The sequence below is a fragment of the Corynebacterium sp. UMB8791 genome (assembly GCF_054166365.1).
Genome location: NZ_JBSZCG010000102.1, coordinates 23,669 through 39,757, shown reverse-complemented (window position 1 = coordinate 39,757; position 16,089 = coordinate 23,669). Strand labels below are relative to the sequence as shown.

The 16,089-nt window shown below is 62.8% G+C and carries 12 protein-coding genes; 5 read left to right on the top strand and 7 right to left on the bottom strand.

Annotated elements, in window-relative coordinates; translation table 11 throughout:
• Complete coding sequence (locus ACXIUA_RS02800; RefSeq protein WP_457976073.1) at positions 1 to 1,515, bottom strand: N-6 DNA methylase; 1,515 nt, start codon at positions 1,513 to 1,515, stop codon at positions 1 to 3.
• 173 nt (positions 1,516 to 1,688) lie between these two features.
• Between ACXIUA_RS02800 and ACXIUA_RS02795 the strand changes: the two genes are divergently transcribed.
• The 4 genes from ACXIUA_RS02795 to ACXIUA_RS02780 all read left to right on the top strand — a co-directional run bounded on the left by ACXIUA_RS02795 (position 1,689) and on the right by ACXIUA_RS02780 (position 6,487).
• A complete protein-coding gene (locus ACXIUA_RS02795; protein WP_457976072.1) occupies positions 1,689 to 2,906 on the top strand; it encodes a Fic family protein in 1,218 nt (405 codons plus the stop codon).
• Between the two features lie 116 nt (positions 2,907 to 3,022).
• A complete protein-coding gene (locus tag ACXIUA_RS02790) occupies positions 3,023 to 4,255 on the top strand; it encodes an MFS transporter (protein ID WP_071573210.1) in 1,233 nt (410 codons plus the stop codon).
• 310 nt (positions 4,256 to 4,565) lie between these two features.
• Entirely contained in the window at positions 4,566 to 5,732 is a 1,167-nt protein-coding gene (locus ACXIUA_RS02785) for an ATP-binding protein (RefSeq protein WP_256001408.1), read from the top strand.
• 98 nt (positions 5,733 to 5,830) lie between these two features.
• Positions 5,831 to 6,487 carry a rhomboid family intramembrane serine protease gene (locus ACXIUA_RS02780; protein ID WP_070479059.1) on the top strand — a complete coding sequence of 219 codons (657 nt, stop codon included), beginning with the start codon at positions 5,831 to 5,833 and terminating at the stop codon, positions 6,485 to 6,487.
• 288 nt (positions 6,488 to 6,775) lie between these two features.
• Here ACXIUA_RS02780 and ACXIUA_RS02775 read toward each other — a convergent pair whose 3' ends face one another.
• Positions 6,776 to 8,179, bottom strand: coding sequence for a hypothetical protein (locus tag ACXIUA_RS02775; RefSeq protein ID WP_070363348.1), 1,404 nt, complete (start codon positions 8,177 to 8,179; stop codon positions 6,776 to 6,778).
• A gap of 171 nt (positions 8,180 to 8,350) precedes the next feature.
• Between ACXIUA_RS02775 and ACXIUA_RS02770 the strand changes: the two genes are divergently transcribed.
• Positions 8,351 to 9,238 carry an endonuclease domain-containing protein gene (locus ACXIUA_RS02770; RefSeq protein WP_284804796.1) on the top strand — a complete coding sequence of 296 codons (888 nt, stop codon included), beginning with the start codon at positions 8,351 to 8,353 and terminating at the stop codon, positions 9,236 to 9,238.
• Positions 9,239 to 9,375: 137 nt separating this feature from the next.
• Here the strand turns inward: ACXIUA_RS02770 and crgA are convergent, their stop codons facing one another.
• The 5 genes from crgA to ACXIUA_RS02745 are packed head-to-tail and all read right to left on the bottom strand — an operon-like array spanning position 9,376 to position 16,088.
• The gene (gene crgA / locus ACXIUA_RS02765) at positions 9,376 to 9,645 is read right to left on the bottom strand and encodes a cell division protein CrgA (RefSeq protein ID WP_070363346.1); all 270 of its coding nucleotides are present in this window, start codon (positions 9,643 to 9,645) and stop codon (positions 9,376 to 9,378) included.
• A 52-nt stretch (positions 9,646 to 9,697) separates the two neighbouring features.
• Positions 9,698 to 11,752 (bottom strand): Stk1 family PASTA domain-containing Ser/Thr kinase, encoded by a 2,055-nt coding sequence (gene pknB / locus ACXIUA_RS02760; protein WP_457976071.1) that lies wholly within the window; start codon positions 11,750 to 11,752, stop codon positions 9,698 to 9,700.
• Positions 11,753 to 13,285: a protein kinase domain-containing protein gene (locus tag ACXIUA_RS02755; protein ID WP_070479055.1), complete on the bottom strand. Its 1,533-nt coding sequence runs from the start codon at positions 13,283 to 13,285 to the stop codon at positions 11,753 to 11,755.
• Positions 13,282 to 14,739: a penicillin-binding transpeptidase domain-containing protein gene (locus tag ACXIUA_RS02750; RefSeq protein ID WP_457976070.1), complete on the bottom strand. Its 1,458-nt coding sequence runs from the start codon at positions 14,737 to 14,739 to the stop codon at positions 13,282 to 13,284. Before ACXIUA_RS02750 ends, ACXIUA_RS02755 begins: the two co-directional genes overlap by 4 nt.
• Positions 14,736 to 16,088, bottom strand: coding sequence for an FtsW/RodA/SpoVE family cell cycle protein (locus ACXIUA_RS02745; protein WP_070479051.1), 1,353 nt, complete (start codon positions 16,086 to 16,088; stop codon positions 14,736 to 14,738). Before ACXIUA_RS02745 ends, ACXIUA_RS02750 begins: the two co-directional genes overlap by 4 nt.
• Position 16,089 lies beyond the last annotated feature (1 nt).

Genomic DNA, 16,089 nt, shown 5'->3' with positions numbered 1-16,089 from the left:
CTAGATCAGCCCCTTGAGCGTGCTCATGGCGTCGGCGATTTCGGCGTCGAGGGCGTCGATGTCGGCAAGAATATCCTGCGGGTCGCGGGTTTCCTCGGTTTCGAAGACGATTTCTTTGTACCGGTTCATCGACAAGTCGTAGTCCGCCTCGCGGATCTCATCGACGGGGACGGTGAAAGACGCTTCGGTGCGCGCACGGTCGCGTTCGGCGGTCTGGTTGTGAAAGCGCGCCACAACGTCGGGCAGGTTATTCAGGCGCAGCTGGGCGTCGTCAAGTGGAGTCTTGGGCCAGGGGCCGAGTAGTTCCTCGGCGAGCAGTGGGGTGCGTTTGTCGTCGAGGGAGCGCCCGTCGGCGGTGATGTCGTAGAACCAGATGTGCTCATTTTGGCCCGGCGAGTCGGTGCGGGTAAAACACACGATGGCGGTGGACACCCCGGTGTACGGCTTAAACGCGCCGGACGGCAGTTTGATGATGCCGTCGATTTTCTGGTTGTCCACAAGCTCTTTGCGCAGCGTCTTGTGCGCGCGCGTCGAGCCGAACAGCACACCCTCCGGCACAACGACAGCTGCTCTGCCACCGAGCTTTAACAAGGTCAGAAACCTTGCGATGAAGAGTAGTTCTGTTTTCTTCGTCTTGATCGACGCCAACTTTGGGTCCAAAATGTCCTGATTAATCGAGCCCGCAAACGGCGGGTTGGCGAGTAGCACATCGAACGCCTCAAGCCGCTCTGGCGCCAGTTCCTGCAGGGAGTCAAGGTAGGAAATGTTCGGGTCGCTAAAGCCGTGCATCACCATGTTCATCGCGGCGATGCGCACCATCGTGGAATCGAAATCGAATCCGGTCAGGCCGCAGGCGAGGTACTGCTCGCGCTGCAGTTTGGTGGCGTTTTTGAAATCATCACGCAGGTATTCGCTGGTGGCGGCGAGGAAACCGGCGGTGCCGCAGGCTGGGTCGATGAGCCGGTCGGTGACCTTCGGTTCAGTCAGCGCCACGATGAGTTCGATGATGTGGCTTGGTGTCCTGAACTGTCCGTTCGTGCCGGCGGTGGCCAGTTTGGACAACATGTACTCGTACAAGTCGCCCGTCATGTCCTTATTCGAGAACTCCAGCTTTGCGATCATCGTCGCCACCGTTGTCAGCGTCGCCGGGTTCGGGATCAGGAACGCCGCGTCTTTCATATGGGTGACAAACCCACTGTCACGCGCGGCGCCGAGCTGTTTGATGTAGTCGAACCCCTCGCGGAACGCGGTGAAGCGTGCCTCGGGCGAATCGACGGCCAACAACTTGGAAAAGCGCAGGTGGTCGTGGGTGGCGTCGTAAAATAGTTGGGTGTCATCGGGCTCGCCGTCCAGTGTGTTGGCGAGGAACTCGGCCTCCGCTTGGCGTTCGTCGAGCTGGCGCATGAACAGCAGGTAGGTGAACTGCTCGATCACGGTGATCGGGTTTGAGATGCCGCCGGACCAAAAAGCGTCCCAAATGCGGTCTACCTGGGACTTTAGTGCGCCTGTAATCATGGCGTCATTCTAACAACCGTGCGGGACAGAAGATAGAACGGCTCGTGCACGGAGCTATCTTTTAAAAACCGCGATTTCTATAAGATAGGTGCGTATCGAGTGGCATCTAAGTTCTGCTTTTCCAGATTTTCAGAAGATTGAGGGGCAACGTGGCATACCGACCATTGAAAACCGTGTTTCACCAGCACGACGCGAAAACCGTCGACCATGAACACAGGTCTCGCCTTCAGCTACCTTCAACGCTTCGTTTCTCCTACCCGGTAGGGGAGCACGACTTGTTTGTCGTGGTCACCAGGGAGCTCGCGACGAAGATGGAGCAAGTGTGGCGCAATGAACTTGCCCTCGCAGAATTGTGGATAAAGCTGCCAGGAGCAGCGCGCCACCACTACGTCTATTCGCTGTTGATTGATGAGATCCAAGCATCCAACCAAATTGAAAACATTCACTCAACTAGGCATGAGATCGGCGAAGCGCTTGAAGCGGCGCGTCGAAACAACGGGCCGGGGATAGCGAGGAAGCGGTTTCAGGAGATGGCGAGCGCGTACATGGCGCTCTTCCAATCGGACGAACCTGTGAAGCTTCCTGACACATTGCGTGGTGTTCGCGAGTTGTATGACTCGTTGCTAGGGGACGAGATCGGCGAAGACGACATACTGGACGGCGAACTCTTTAGAAAGTCGCCCGTCAGCATTTATGACTATGGCAGTGCAGAACCCGTCCACCGCGGCGCCACTGACGAGGCCGAGATCAACCAGCGCGTAGGGACCATGCTGCTGATTCACGACCTATACGACGGCCCCGAGCTTGTCCTAGCGTTTATTGAGCATTTCATGCTCGAACACACGCACCCTTTCTACGACGGTAATGGACGCTTCGGCAGATTCTTGCTGGCACTGCGCTTAGGTAACCTGCTTTCGACGCCAACCGCACTGTCGCTCTCAAGCGGAATTATGAAGGAGAAGAGCGCATATTACGCTGCGTTTATCAACGCTGAGCACCCGATGAATAGAGGAGAGGGGACCTTCTTTGTTGAATCAATGGTGCAAACGCTGTTGCATGCTCAGGAAGAACGTCTGATCTTCCTTACTCAAAAATCCGACGAGCTTCGCCGACTCGCCGAGGTTTGTGAGGCATGGACGGACGACAACCCGGAAGACCTGACTCACTACGAACAGCAAACGCTGTTCCTGCTCGGGCAAGTGCACCTGCTTGGCCCAAGGAGTGGTGCAAGTTGGGACGAAATTGCGAACTACCAGAAGCGATCGAAGCAAACCGTGAGGCCAGCGCTGGACTCCCTCGAAGGACGTGGGTTCATCGAGCGGCTTAGCGCGAAGCCGTTAGTAGTCCGGCTCGCCGAGGCGGGACAAACGCTGCTCGGGTTGGATTCATAGCGCAGGGGCGGAGCCGTCGTCGAAAAGTTGGACCCCTAGCGGGGCGCGATTTGGTCATACCTCATCCGAGGAGCAATATATTCGTGCTACCAATCGGACAACGTGAAGAACTGATTATGACTCAACAATTTCATCCGCGCGCATGGTTCCCCGTCGCAGGCAGCATGGTTGCTGTCGCGTGGGGCGGCAACGAATTCACCCCGCTGCTCGTGATGTACCGCGAAACCTCGCACTTTTCGCAGGTCACCGTCAATGGGCTGCTCGCCGCTTACGTCCTGGGCATCATCCCGGCGCTGCTGATCAGCGGTCCGCTGTCCGACCACATTGGACGACGCCCCACCATGCTCCCAGCCGCACCACTTTCGCTCGTAGGGTCCTTCCTGCTGTCCATCGCCCCGAACGAGCCACTGGTGATCGCGACGGGCCGCATCCTGTGCGGGCTCGCCCTGGGCATCGTGATGGCGGTGGGGTCCACGTGGGTCTCGGAGCTGATTATTAAAGCGGGAGGGGACCCGGCGTCGGGGCCGCGCAAGGCGTCGATGTGCCTGACCGTCGGCTTCCTGATCGGCGCGGCGCTCGCCTCCGTGCTGGCGCAGTGGGGCCCGTGGCCCACGCACACCGCGTACGTGCTGCACATCCTGCTCACACTCGGCACCGCCTACTGGCTCCTGGACACCCCGGAAACCCGCCCGCCGCGCCGGGGCACCGTGAAGGAAACCTTCCTCGAGCTGCGGGTTCGCGACATGCTCGAAATGCTGCACATCCCATCCGCCGCGCACCGCCGCTTCGTGCGCATCGTCGTGCCGGTCGCGCCGTGGGTATTCGGTTGCGCCGGCGCCGCGTACGCCCTGCTGCCGCAGCTGCTGTCCAGCTCAGCGCACGATATGCCCATCGCGTTCTCCGGCTTCATGACGGTCGTGACCCTCGGCTGCGGCGTCGGCGTCCAGATGCTCGGCCGTGTCATCGATACGAGTAGGTCCGCCCGCGCGTCCGCCGTCGCGATGGCCGTGATCACCGTCGGCTGCATCCTTGCCGCCGAGGCGTCCCGGTCCCTCTCGCTGCCAATCGGCGTTGCAGCCGCCGCCATCATGGGCGCCGGCTACGGCCTGGCCCTGGTCGCCGGACTTTCCGAGGTCCAACGCATCGCCAACGCCGACGAACTCGCCGGCCTGACCGCCGTCTACTACTCCGTGTCCTACACCGGCTTCTTCATCCCGATGGTCTTCAGTGCCGCCGCGCCCGTCGTCGGCTTCACCACCCTGTTCGTCATCGGCACCATCCTCGCCCTGTGCTGCCTGGTCAACGTGGTCCTCGGCTGGCGCGCCCACCTGCCCGGCCCGACCTGGTAGGCCGCGCTGGCGCTTTTGGCGCCTCCGGCCCTCAAATCTGCTCGTAGCGTGCGCTTCGAAGCGTGCGATGCAGGTCGCGCATTTCGACCCACCCCGGCCGATTTTTGGCGACCAGCGTCGCACTCCTTGAACACCTCGACCGGAACGGATTTCAGCAAGCAGCACGGCCCCAGCCCCCAACCCCCAGCCCCAGCACACCCGTCTAACCTGAAATATCCATAAAGATGTGCCCAGATGCGAAAAATCAGATACGGGGACATCTGGGCACATCTAGCCGGATATTTCACACATTTTCGATTATTGTGAACCCATGGACCAAACACTGAACCCGTATTCGCCAGGTGCGGGACTGCGACCACCTGCGCTGACAGGGCGCGAAGCGGAGCTCGAGCTTGTCGAGGCGATCATCACAAGGACCCGCAGCGGATTGCACAATCGCGGCGTTATCCTGAGTGGTTTGCGTGGGGTGGGCAAAACGGTGTTGCTGAATGAACTCGCGTCGCGTGCCGAGAATGCAGATTGGTTGACGGTGCAGCTTGAGGCAAGCGCTGATCGTGCTGGTGCGCAGCGGGTCCGGAAGCGGTTGGCCCGTGAACTGGCGTTGAGTGCGCGGAAGGTGTCGTTGCGTAAGCGGTGGCAGCATTTCAAGGACGCACTTCCAGCGATTTCTTCGTTTGCTTGGCATGTCGGTGGTATTGACGTCGCGCTGGAGGTACCTGCTCAGGCGGGTATTTCTGACTCTGGTGATATCGGGATGGATCTCGAGGAACTTGTGCTGAGTGTCGCAGAGTCCGCGCAGAAGGACGGAAAGGCGATTGCGTTTTTTATTGACGAGATGCAGGACCTTGATGCGGAATTGATGTCGGCGGTGATTACCGCGCAGCACCAGGCGGGCCAGCGTGGTTTGCCGTTTTATGTGTTCGGGGCGGGCCTGCCTACGTTGCCTCAGAAGTTGGCGGAATCTCAGTCGTACGCGGAGCGTCTGTTCGAGTACCGCAAGATTGGTCCATTGTCAGATAGCGCGGCGGCGGCCGCACTTGAGGATCCGGCTACCAGGCAAGGGGTGCTGTTTACATCAGCAGCGTTGCGGAATCTTGTGGACGCCGCTCTGAATTACCCCTATTTCCTGCAGGAGTATGGGAAGGCGATCTGGAACGTTGCTCCTGCTTCGCCGTTTACCGAAAGTGATGCGCAGCTTGCGGTGGCGGAAGGCAATGCGGCCCTTGACGCCGGGTTCTTCCCGAGCCGTTGGGAGCGTGCGACGCCTGGTGAGAAGCGCTATTTGCAGGCGATGGCTGCGCATTCTGCGAAGCAGGTTCCCACGAAGGACATCGCGGATTCGCTTGACGTTTCGGTGAATTCGTTGAGTAGTAACCGGAAGCACTTGATTGAGAAGGGTCTCATTTTTGCCCCTGACCACGGTGTTGTGCAGTTCACGGTCCCTGGAATGGCGGACTATATCAAGCGTCTCTCCTGAAATATCCACAAAGATGTGTCCAGATGCGAAAAATCAGATACGGGCACATCTTTCACACAATTTCGCAATAATTGCAGGTCGCCCCGTACCGTAGCCGTATGCAATTCGTTCGCTCTCTCTTCCGCGGCGCGCCCGCAACCGCGCTGATCACCGTCGTCTGCCTGGGCGTTTTCGTGATTACGGCGCTCCAGTCGCATTCGATCAGCAACGTGGTGTGGGGCTCCAGCCTCGCCGAGAACATGGTGCTCTTCGGCCCATTTATCGACGCCCCCTCCGCCACCCTCCGCACCCTCCTGGCCGGCTTTCTGCATGTGGATATCTCCCATGTGGTCGTGAACATGATCACGTTGGCGTTGTTGGGCCCGCAGCTGGAGCGTCGCCTGGGGACTGGGCCGTATTCGCTGCTGTACGTGGCGGGCGTGTTGGGGTCGTCGGCATCCGTGTTGGAGTGGAACTACGACGTGCCCACGGCCGGCGCGTCCGGCGCCCTCTACATGCTGATGGGCGTGCTGCTCGCCCTGTCGATGCGCCAGAAGGTCAACGTCCGGGCGCCGTTGGCCCTGGTCGGCGCGAATCTTGCTTACTCGGTGCTGTCCCCGGGTATCAGTCTGTGGGGGCACCTTGGCGGTTTGGTGGTGGGCTTGTTGGCGGGCTGGCCTGTGACGTCGGTGAAGAAGCGCGTCAGGTGGCTCGCGTCCGCTCTTGCGGCCGTAGCAGCTGTGGCTGCTGTGGCGTTTGTGATTGGTGTTGCCTAGTTTTTCACACGTTATCCCCAAGTTTGTACACCGGTGGAGAACTCCACAGAGTTGTCCACATTGTGGATAAACACAACCGTGTAATTTCTAGAACATCGCTAGAACATGTCAGCGATTCACAAGAAAAAACGCCTGGCGAATGGGCATCATTGCAGCTCATTACGCCAGGCGTTCGATGTGCGAATAGGTTGTGCACAGAGTTATCCACAGGTGTGGATAACGGTCCTCTCCACAGAACCATCCACAACCTGTGGATAACTTGGCACTACGAATTACACAAAATGCTCCCTAGAAGGTGCCCTTCAGCCAGCGGCCGAAGTCGGACACGGTCACGTCGCGAGAGTCGACGTTCTGGTCGTTCCACTGGGAGACGTCACCGGCCAGGCGGCTGGTCTGGGTGACCGTCATGTAGTTGTGCAGGCGGCCTTCCTTGGTCTTGCCGTCGCCGAAGCTGAACGCGCCGAGCAGCATGTCGTCACCGGCGTTGACCGGGTTGGACAGCGTCACCTCGAAGATGCGCGCGCCCTTCTTGGCGTTGTAGCCGAGGTCACGGATGTGCGAGCCGTTCGCGCCGGTGGTGGTGATCAGGCGGTCCACACCCTTCGGGCCGGACTCGGTACGCACCTCAACGCGGAACGTCAGCGCCGGGAACTCCGCCCAGTAGCGCTCGGTGCCCACATTCTTCACACGCAGCGCCACGGACCCAGCAAAGCCGGAAGCTTTCCAGGAGCTCGTCGTGAAGTATGGCACCAGGTCGAGCGCAGGTGCCTCCGCATTATCGACGACCTCTTCGACCTCAGTGTTCTCCTCCGACGTCGCCTCATCCGACTCCTCGTCGGTGATCACCGCGGCGGTCTCGCCGTCGATTTCGACGTTGGTCACATTGGCTTCATCGTTGTCGTCGATGGTGGTGACGTCGTCAAGATTCTCACCCTCGGTGATCTTCTGAACATCCTCGTTGTACGCCGGGTTCGGGTTCTCCACCGTGTCAGTGACCTGCGCGCCGCGGTTCGGTGCCCACGAACCTGCAGGTGTGGAGTAGTTCTTCACACGAACCTCGTTCTTGATCGGCATGTTCGCGACCCACGCCGTCGGCGTCGCCCACGTGCCGTTCGGGCGGCAGCGCTGCTGCGTGCCCGTCATGGTGACGGTGCGGAAGCCGTACGTCGCTTCGCCCGTGTTGCCCGCCGGAACCTCGTACGGCCCGATCTTCTGGCCGACGTTCCAGCTCAAGCTTCCCGACACCGACCAGCCCAGCATCTTCGCCAGCGAGTAGCCGATGTTGCCCTGCAGCCCATCCTTCGAGCCCGACCCACCAATGTTGATCGTCTCAGTCTTCGACCCGTTGACCGACGCCGAAATCGTCTGCGTCCGCGCCAGGTCCTGCGTCAGCGGGATGGTGTTCTTGGTCAGGTTGGTCGTCGAAATCGTGCCGACCGGCAAGAAGTTGTCCTTCACCTTGTACACGATGGTGCGGTAGTCCTCAGTGGAGTTGCACACTGGGCGCGGGTTGAGCACGTTCGCCTTCAAGTGGTCCGATCCCCTGTAGGTGTGGATGATCGGCAGCGCATCATTGGTCGCTGGGGTTTCGGGGTACGACTCCTCAAGCGTCTGAGCCGTGGCTGGGGTCAGCGTACCGGCAGCTAATGCCAAGGCCGCTACAACGCCCGTCATGGAACGAATAAACCGCATGACTATACCTTTCATAAGGTGACAATAGTAAAATAGCAGGTCAGGGCCTTTCTGGCCCTGTTTCTATGTGTACACCTTCTGTGCGCGGATTGTTCAACAATCCACCCCCGTGCCACCCCGCTACCGAACACCTGTGGGGAACCTGGCGGCTTTCCTGTGCGTCTAAACCTCATGTTGGAAAACACTGAACTTTTCGCATCCATCGTGGACACGCGCACGCTCCGTCACCGTCTGCACAGCCCCGAGTACCGACGCCTCAACCGGACGCAATGCATCCCGTCGCGCACCTGGGGGCAACTCAATGCCTGGCAGCGGCACCTCGTCCGCGCTTATGCCACCGCCCGCGCCATGACCAAAGGCTGCCTCGTAGGCAGGACCGCTGCCCGCATCCACGGCATGTGGGTCATCAGCCTCACCGAAGAGATCCAAGAAGTAACGACGCCCAGCCGCCGCGGCCCCGCGAAACACCTCGTGGAGCCCGATGTCCGCTACCGCACCTCCGCTCTCACCGCCGCCGAGGTCACTACCGCGTACGGCATCCGCCTTTCCACACCTATCCGTACCGCAATCGATATCGCCCGCTACCACGGGTTTCAGGAAGGCCTCATCGCTATGGACTGGCTGCTCTCCATCGCGCACGTGGAGCGCAGCGACATCCTGCTGCACATCGAGCGCATGGGCCGCGTCCGCAACTGCGGCGTGGCGCGCGACGCCGCCCGCGCCGCGGTCTACAACGCCGATTCCCCCATGGAGTCCCTCGCCCGCGCCGAGTTCCTCCTCCGCGGCGTCACCGGCTGGAAGTTCCAGGCGCCGGTGCAGCGCTACCGCGTCGACTTCCTTTTCGACGACTCCGTCATCCTCGAACTCGACGGCGACACCAAACACGCCTCCGACCCCCGCCGCAGCCTCCTGCAGGAGCGCAAACGCGAACGCGAGCTAACCAACCAGGGATACACCGTCCTACGGTACGACTTCACGGACGTGCTCCACCGCATGGACGAGATCCTCGCCCGAATCGAGCTGGAACGGGCCCGCGCAAAGGGCCGCGCGGCCCGCTAAAACGCACGTCAAAACCGCACGTCAAAACGCAAATGGTAGTAACAGGATTGTAGTAATCCCCGAAATGGGGGCCAAAATCGGGATTACTACAATCCTGTTACTACCATCTACGAAAAATCCCGGAAAAACGCCAGAGGCTAGCGCCACCCCATGGTCATGAGCAGGCCGAGGATCATGCCTGCGAAGCCGATGCCGTAGTTCCACGGGCCGAGCTCCGCAAGGAACGTCAGCTGGTCGCCGGCGATGTAGTAGAAGATAATCCAGCCGAGGCCGAGCAGCATCAGGCCAAACATGATGGTCTTGTACCAGATCGGGGTGCCGCCGGTGTTGATCTTGACCGGGGTGCGGGACACGCCAGTTGGGGTTGATACGGGGCGGTGGTCCTTGGTGATTTTTGCCTTTGGCATTATGTCAGTCCTTTACAAGCAAGTGCGGTGGCTTTTCCAGCTATCAGGGTTTTTACCTTATCAGGCGTTCGGCGGTGAACTGCCAGAGGTTGTAGCCGATGGCGGCGTCGCGTCGGACGGTGTCGCCCGCGTTGACTTCTTGGTGTCCGATGAGGCCGTTGTCGACGAGGGCGCCGGTCGGGACGGTTGGACCTTCGACGAGGCGTCCGCTCCAGCCGGCGTCGCGTAGCGCTTTGTCGGCGTCGGCAGGTTTCATGCGGGTGATGTTCGGCATGACCATGAGCATGCCGTTGGAGACGCGCACTTCGACGGTGGTGCCCTTGGCTACCTCGGTGTTTTCGCCGGCGACTGCGATGACTTCGCCGTCTGGGCGTTCGGAGTCGACCTTGTTCACGGTGACTTGGAGCCCCATGGAGCCGAGGGTGGCGGACGCTTGGTTGACGTTGACGCCGGACAGCGACGGTACCTGGACCATTTCGGGGCCGTCGGACACCGTGACGGTCACCTTGGATCCCTTGGAGATCTGGGTGCCGGCTGCGGGGTGCTGGCTGATGATCTCGCCCTTCGGCACGTCTTCGCTGGCTTCTCGACGCAGCTCCGCATTCAGTTCCAGGTCGGCATCTTCGAGGACCTTTGCGGCTTCTTGGGCGTCCATGTTGGTGACGTCGGGGACGTCGGTAAGCTCGCGCCCCGAGGAGACGTTGACGGTGACGAGTGTGCCGCGCTGGAGTTCGGACCCGGCGATCGGGTTGGTGTCGATGACGTTGCCGCGCTTGATGTCGGGGCTGGGCTCGTCGGAGACGGCGACCTGGAAGCCGAGGTTTTCGAGTTCGGCGACGGCTTCCGCGCGCGGTTTGTCGGCGAGGTCCGGGATGATCACCATCTGGGAGGTCTTGTTGGTTTCTTCGTTGTTGGGGGAGAAGTAGGAGTAGGCGAGCCAGCCGGAGGCGCCGATGATGGCGGCGCCGAGCCCGATGGCGAGCCATTTCATCCAGGTTGGGGTGGTGGTTTCGTGTTCGCGGCGGTGTGCTGCGTAGCGCCCGGCCGCCCCGGCACCAGCGCCAGCACCGACCGCACCGGCGGCTGCCTTCTCCGGCAGTTGCCCGACGGGCCGCTCGGGGCGTGGCGCGCGGCGTGGCGCATTGCCCTGGACGGTCTCGGAGACCATGGTCTCGGAGACCATGGTGGCATCATCCGTAGGGTCGGCGTGGTCGCCGCCGGGGGAGGCGAGGTGGCTGCGGGCGGCGTTGGTCACTGCGCCGCGCTTGAGGAGCGCCAGGTCTTCGCCCATTTCGGTGGCGGTTTGGTAGCGGTCCGCCGGGTGTTTCGCCATGGCGGTGAGGATGACGCTGTCCAGGTTGACGGCCTCGTTGGGGGTCAGTTCGCGGTCAGCGGGGACGCGTTCGCTCGGCGGGATGGGGTCTTCTTGGACGTGCTGGTAGGCCACGGCGAAGGGCGATTCGCCTTCGAATGGCGGCTTGCCGGTGATGGCTTCGTACATGACGCAGCCGAGGGCATAGATGTCGGAGCGGGCGTCGGCAGCTTTGCCGCGGGCCTGCTCGGGGGAGAGGTATTGCGCGGTGCCGATGACGGCGGAGGTTTGCGTCATGGCCGAGGTGGAGTCATCCAGCGCGCGGGCGATGCCGAAGTCCATCACTTTCACCTCGCCGGTGTTGGTGATCATGATGTTGGCTGGTTTGATGTCGCGGTGGATGATGCCGGCGTCGTGGCTGGCTTGGAGCGCGTGCGTGACGGGCAGCAGGAACGCGGCGGCCTTCTGGGGGCTTAAGGGGCCGTCGGCGCGCACGAGGTCGCGGAGGTTTTGCCCGGTGACGCGTTCCATGACGATGAAGGGGACGTCGACACCTGAGACTTCTTCGGTGCCGGTGTCGTAGACGGCGACGATGTTGGTGTGGTTGAGCCGCGCCGAGTTTTGGGCTTCTTTGCGGAAGCGTTCGCGGAAGTTTTCGTCGCGCGCCATGTCGATTTTGAGCATTTTGACGGCGACGTCGCGGCCAAGCACGGTGTCGGTGGCTGCGTAGACGTCGCTCATGCCCCCGGTGCCGATGACGGCGCCGAGTTCGTAGCGGTTGGCGATCGTTGTCATTTACGCATTTCCTCCGAGGATGTTTGGCAGATTTTGCAAGTCTAGTTCACCGTTGCCGATTTCCCCACCGCCCGGCTGGGGGTTGGGGGCCTGCGTCGTGGGCGCCTCAGTATGTATCGACGTCCCCTCCGTCGGCTGTTGCTCCGGCGCGGATGGCCGACTGTGGGTCGGCTGTGTTGGCTGGGTCGGCGTTTCGTCCTCGATGGTGAGCGTAGCTGGGGCGCTGCTGCGCGTGCTGTGCCTGCTGTGCTCAGTGGGGGTGTCGGGCGCGTGCGTGGTCGGCTCCTCGACGGGTTCTTCGTAGGTCGGTTCGGTTTCCACGGTGGTGGTTTGGGTGACCACGCTTTGGCGTGGGGCGGTGCTGCTCGGGGTGCTGCCGCCGAGGGTGCCGTTGTTGAATGCCCAGGCCACGCCGCCGATGACGGCGAGGGTGATCACGCCGAGCACGATGCCGACCCAGTAGACGGCGGTGCTGCGCCGCTTCCCAGGAGCAGCAACGTCAGCGGGCGCCGGGCGCACAGGCATCGCTGCACGCGCCGGGGCCTGCGGTGGCACGGACGGGCGGCGCCGCGGCGCGGCGGGCCGGGCCGTGGTCGGCCGGGACATGTCGGCGAGCATCTGGGTGGACGCGGTCGGGGAGGGCTCGATGGCGATGACGGCCGTGTCGCCGCCGGGCTGCGTCGGGCGCATCCCCTGGCGGACCTGTTCGACGGCCAGCTGCATCTCGTTGCCGTCCCGGAAGCGCTGGGTTGGCGTTTTGCGCAGGGCGATCTCGATGAGTTCGCGCGCCGGGGCGCTCACGCTAATCGGCAGCGCAGGTGGTTCGGCGGAGACGTGCGCCAGCGCCACGGAGACCGAGGAGTCCCCGGTGAACGGGCGTTTCCCGGCGAGCATCTCGTAGCCGACGACGCCGAGCGAGTACACGTCGGACGCCGCCGTGACCTTCTTGCCTTGGGCCTGCTCGGGGGAGACGTACTGGGCGGTGCCCACGACCATCCCGGTGCGCGTCAGCGGCACGGCCGCCGCCGCTTTCGCGATGCCGAAGTCCGTAATCTTGATCTGCCCGTTCTGGGTGATCATGAGGTTGCCGGGCTTGATGTCGCGGTGTACCAGCCCCATGCGGTGGATCACGGCGAGGCCGTGCGCGGCCTGTTCCAGCACGTCAAGGGCCATGTCTTCCTTGAGTTGGCCTTCGCGCGCGATGAGGTCGGCGAGGGATTCGCCGCGGATGTATTCCATGGCGATGAAGCACATGGGGAACCCGCCGTCGGTTTTTACCTCGCGGTAGTCATACGTGGCGACCACGTTGGGGGAGTTGATCCCCTCCGCCGAGTTGGCCTCGTTGCGGAAACGGGTGAGGAACTCCTGGTTCGCGGTGAATTCCGGCCGCAGCACTTTGAGGGCTACTTCGCGTTCGTGGCGGACGTCGTCGGCAAGCCAGACGGTGGACATGCCGCCGTGCCCGATGATCCATTGCAGCTGGTAGTCGGGCCCGATGAGCTTCTGGAGTTCGTCTTTGTTTTCGTAGTTCATCGCGCGTTGGTTCCTTCCTCATCAGCTGGCGCTGCGGGTGCCGCGTAGAGCACCGCGCGCCCGAGTGGTGCGGAGACTTGCCCGCCGGTCGCCCCGGTGCCCAGGCCGCCACCATTCTTGACGACGACCCCCACCGCCACATCCTTCACCGGGTCAAAGGCGACGTACCAGGTGTGCGGCGCTGCGCCTTCGGCGTGCTCGGCGGTGCCGGTCTTGGAGGCGAAGCCGTTGCCGTCGTAGCCCCAGGTGTCGCGCTCGGAGCCGAACATGAGGTCTTTGATGGTGTTTGCTTCCTCGGGCGTGATGGAGTCCGAAAGCATGTGGGGTTTGGCAGTTTCGATTTCGCGCAGGTCGGGGCTGAGTACGCGGTTGACCACGTACGGCGCCATGCGGCGGCCCTCGTTGGCGACGGTGCCCGCCATGACGGCGGCCTGCAGCGCGGTCATGGTGACGTCGCGCTGCCCGATCGCGGACTGCCCAAGTTCGGCGTCGCCGGGCAGGTCGCCGAGCGAGCCGGTGGCGTTGGGCATGCCGAGGTCGTACTGCTCGCCGATGCCGAATCCGTGGGCGGCCTCACGCAGCGCGTCAGCGCCGACGGCTATGCCCATCTGCACGAACGCCGTGTTGCAGGACGTTGCGAACACGGTGCGCAGCGGCACCTGGCCGCCGCCGGCGCAGGCCTGGCCCGCGTAGTTGGTCAGGGGCACGGTCGTGCCCGGCAGGGTGATGGACGGCGCGCCCGTCAGCGGGGAATCCGGCGTGTAGCCGTTGCGCAGCCCGGCGACGGTGGTGACGATCTTGAAGATCGACCCCGGCGGCAGCTGGTCCTGCGTCGCGTGGTTGAGCAGCGGCTTGCCGGGGTTGTTGTTCACCTCGGCCCAGGCGCCCTCGGCGGTGTCAGGGTTGGAGATCGCGTTCGGGTCGTACGACGGCGTCGATGCCATCGCCAGCACCTGGCCTGTCGACGGGCGCAGCGCCACAATCGCGCCCTCGTAGTTGCGGTTCGAAAGCTGCTCGTAGGCTAGGGCCTGCAGGTGCGGGTCGATACTCAGCTCGACCGAGTTGCCCACCACGTCCTGCTCCAGGCCGGTGCGCAGGAAGCGGGAGGACTTGCCGGAGCCCGCCCCGGTCAGTTGCCCGTTGTAGCCGGCCTCGATCTGGGAGGTGCCGTACTGGTCTGACACGTAGCCGAGCACCGGCGCAAAGGACCACGGCATGTTCGGGTACGTGCGCTGGTAGGAGCCGTCCTCGAGCGGGTGGGACTCCGCCAGCACCTGCCCGCCGGCGCTGATCTGGCCGCGGTTGATCTGGCGCAGCTCCACCACGGTGCGCGAGTTCAGTGGGCTCTGCGCGTACTTCTCCTCGCGGAAGCCCTGCACCACGGTGAAGTTCACCAGCAGCGCCACAATCAGCAGCAGGGCAATGCCCGCGCCTAAGCGAATGGATTTGTTCATCGTGCGCTCACCGCCTCCGGTGCCTGGGCACCCATCGCCGAAGCATCAAACTCCGCTGGCTTGTTCGCCGCGTTCGAGATCCGCAGCAGCAGCGCCAGCAGTACGTAGTTCGCCATGATCGACGAGCCACCAGCGGACATAAACGGCGTGGTCAGGCCCGTCATGGGCAGCATCGCGGAGATCCCTCCGGCGACCACGAAGATTTGGATAGCGATGGTCGTCGCTAAGCCTGCGGCCAACAACTTGCCGAACGTGTCACTGACCTGCAGCGCCGCCGAGTAGCCGCGGGTAATGAAGATGGCGAACAGGCACAGCACGCTGGCCACGCCCACGAGCCCGAGCTCCTCACCAATCGCCGCCAGGATGTAGTCCGAGTGCGCCACCGGCACCATCTCCGGGTGGCCGTAGCCCAACCCGGTGCCGGTCAGCCCACCCCAGGACAGGCCGAACAGCGCCTGCGACGGCTGGTAGCCCGTGGTGTCAAAGTTGGCCAGCGGGTCCATGAAGTTGGCGACGCGGTCCTGGATCTTCTCACTGACCTGGTACACCGTGTACCCGCCAACAGCCACCAGGCCTGCACCGATGACCAGCCATGACGTACGCCCCGTGGCGAAGTACACCATGCCCAGCACCGTGGCGAAGAGGAGGAGGGCCGGGCCGAAGTCGTTCGACACCGCCATGATCGCAATCGCGATCGCCCACACCGCCAAAATCGGCGCCAGGTCGCGCAGGCGCGGGAAGCTCATCCCCAGCAGCGTCTTGCCCGCCACCGTAAACAGGGCGCGCTTCTGTGCCAACAGCTGTGCGAAGAACACCAGCAGCAGGATCTTCGAGAACTCACCCGGCTGGATCGAGAACGGTCCCAGCCAGATCCAGATCCGCGCATCCGCGAACCCAGGCGGCTGCGGCCACACCAGCGGCAACGCCAATAGCACCAGGCCAAGCAGGCCCAGCAGGTAGGAGTAGCGGGCCAGCGCCTTATGGTCGCGCACGATCACAAGCGTGCACACCATCAGCACTACACCAGCCAGCGACCACATCACCTGACGCTCTGCGAGCGGCGCATACCCCGCCCGTTCCGCCAGGTCCAGGCGGTAAATCACCACCAGGCCAATCGCGTTGAGCAGGGAGACCAGCGGCAGCAGCAGCTGGTCCGCGTGCGGCGCCGCCAGCGAAATCGCCACGTGGGCAATCGCGTACACGCCCACGAACCCGCCGACCAGGTAGAACATCTCCGTCGACATTGTGCGGCCCTGGCTCAGCTCCAGGCCGAACAGCATCAGCAGCAGCAGCCCCGCCGAACACAGCAGCAGGAACAGCTCCTTCGCACGCCGAAACACACGAGACATC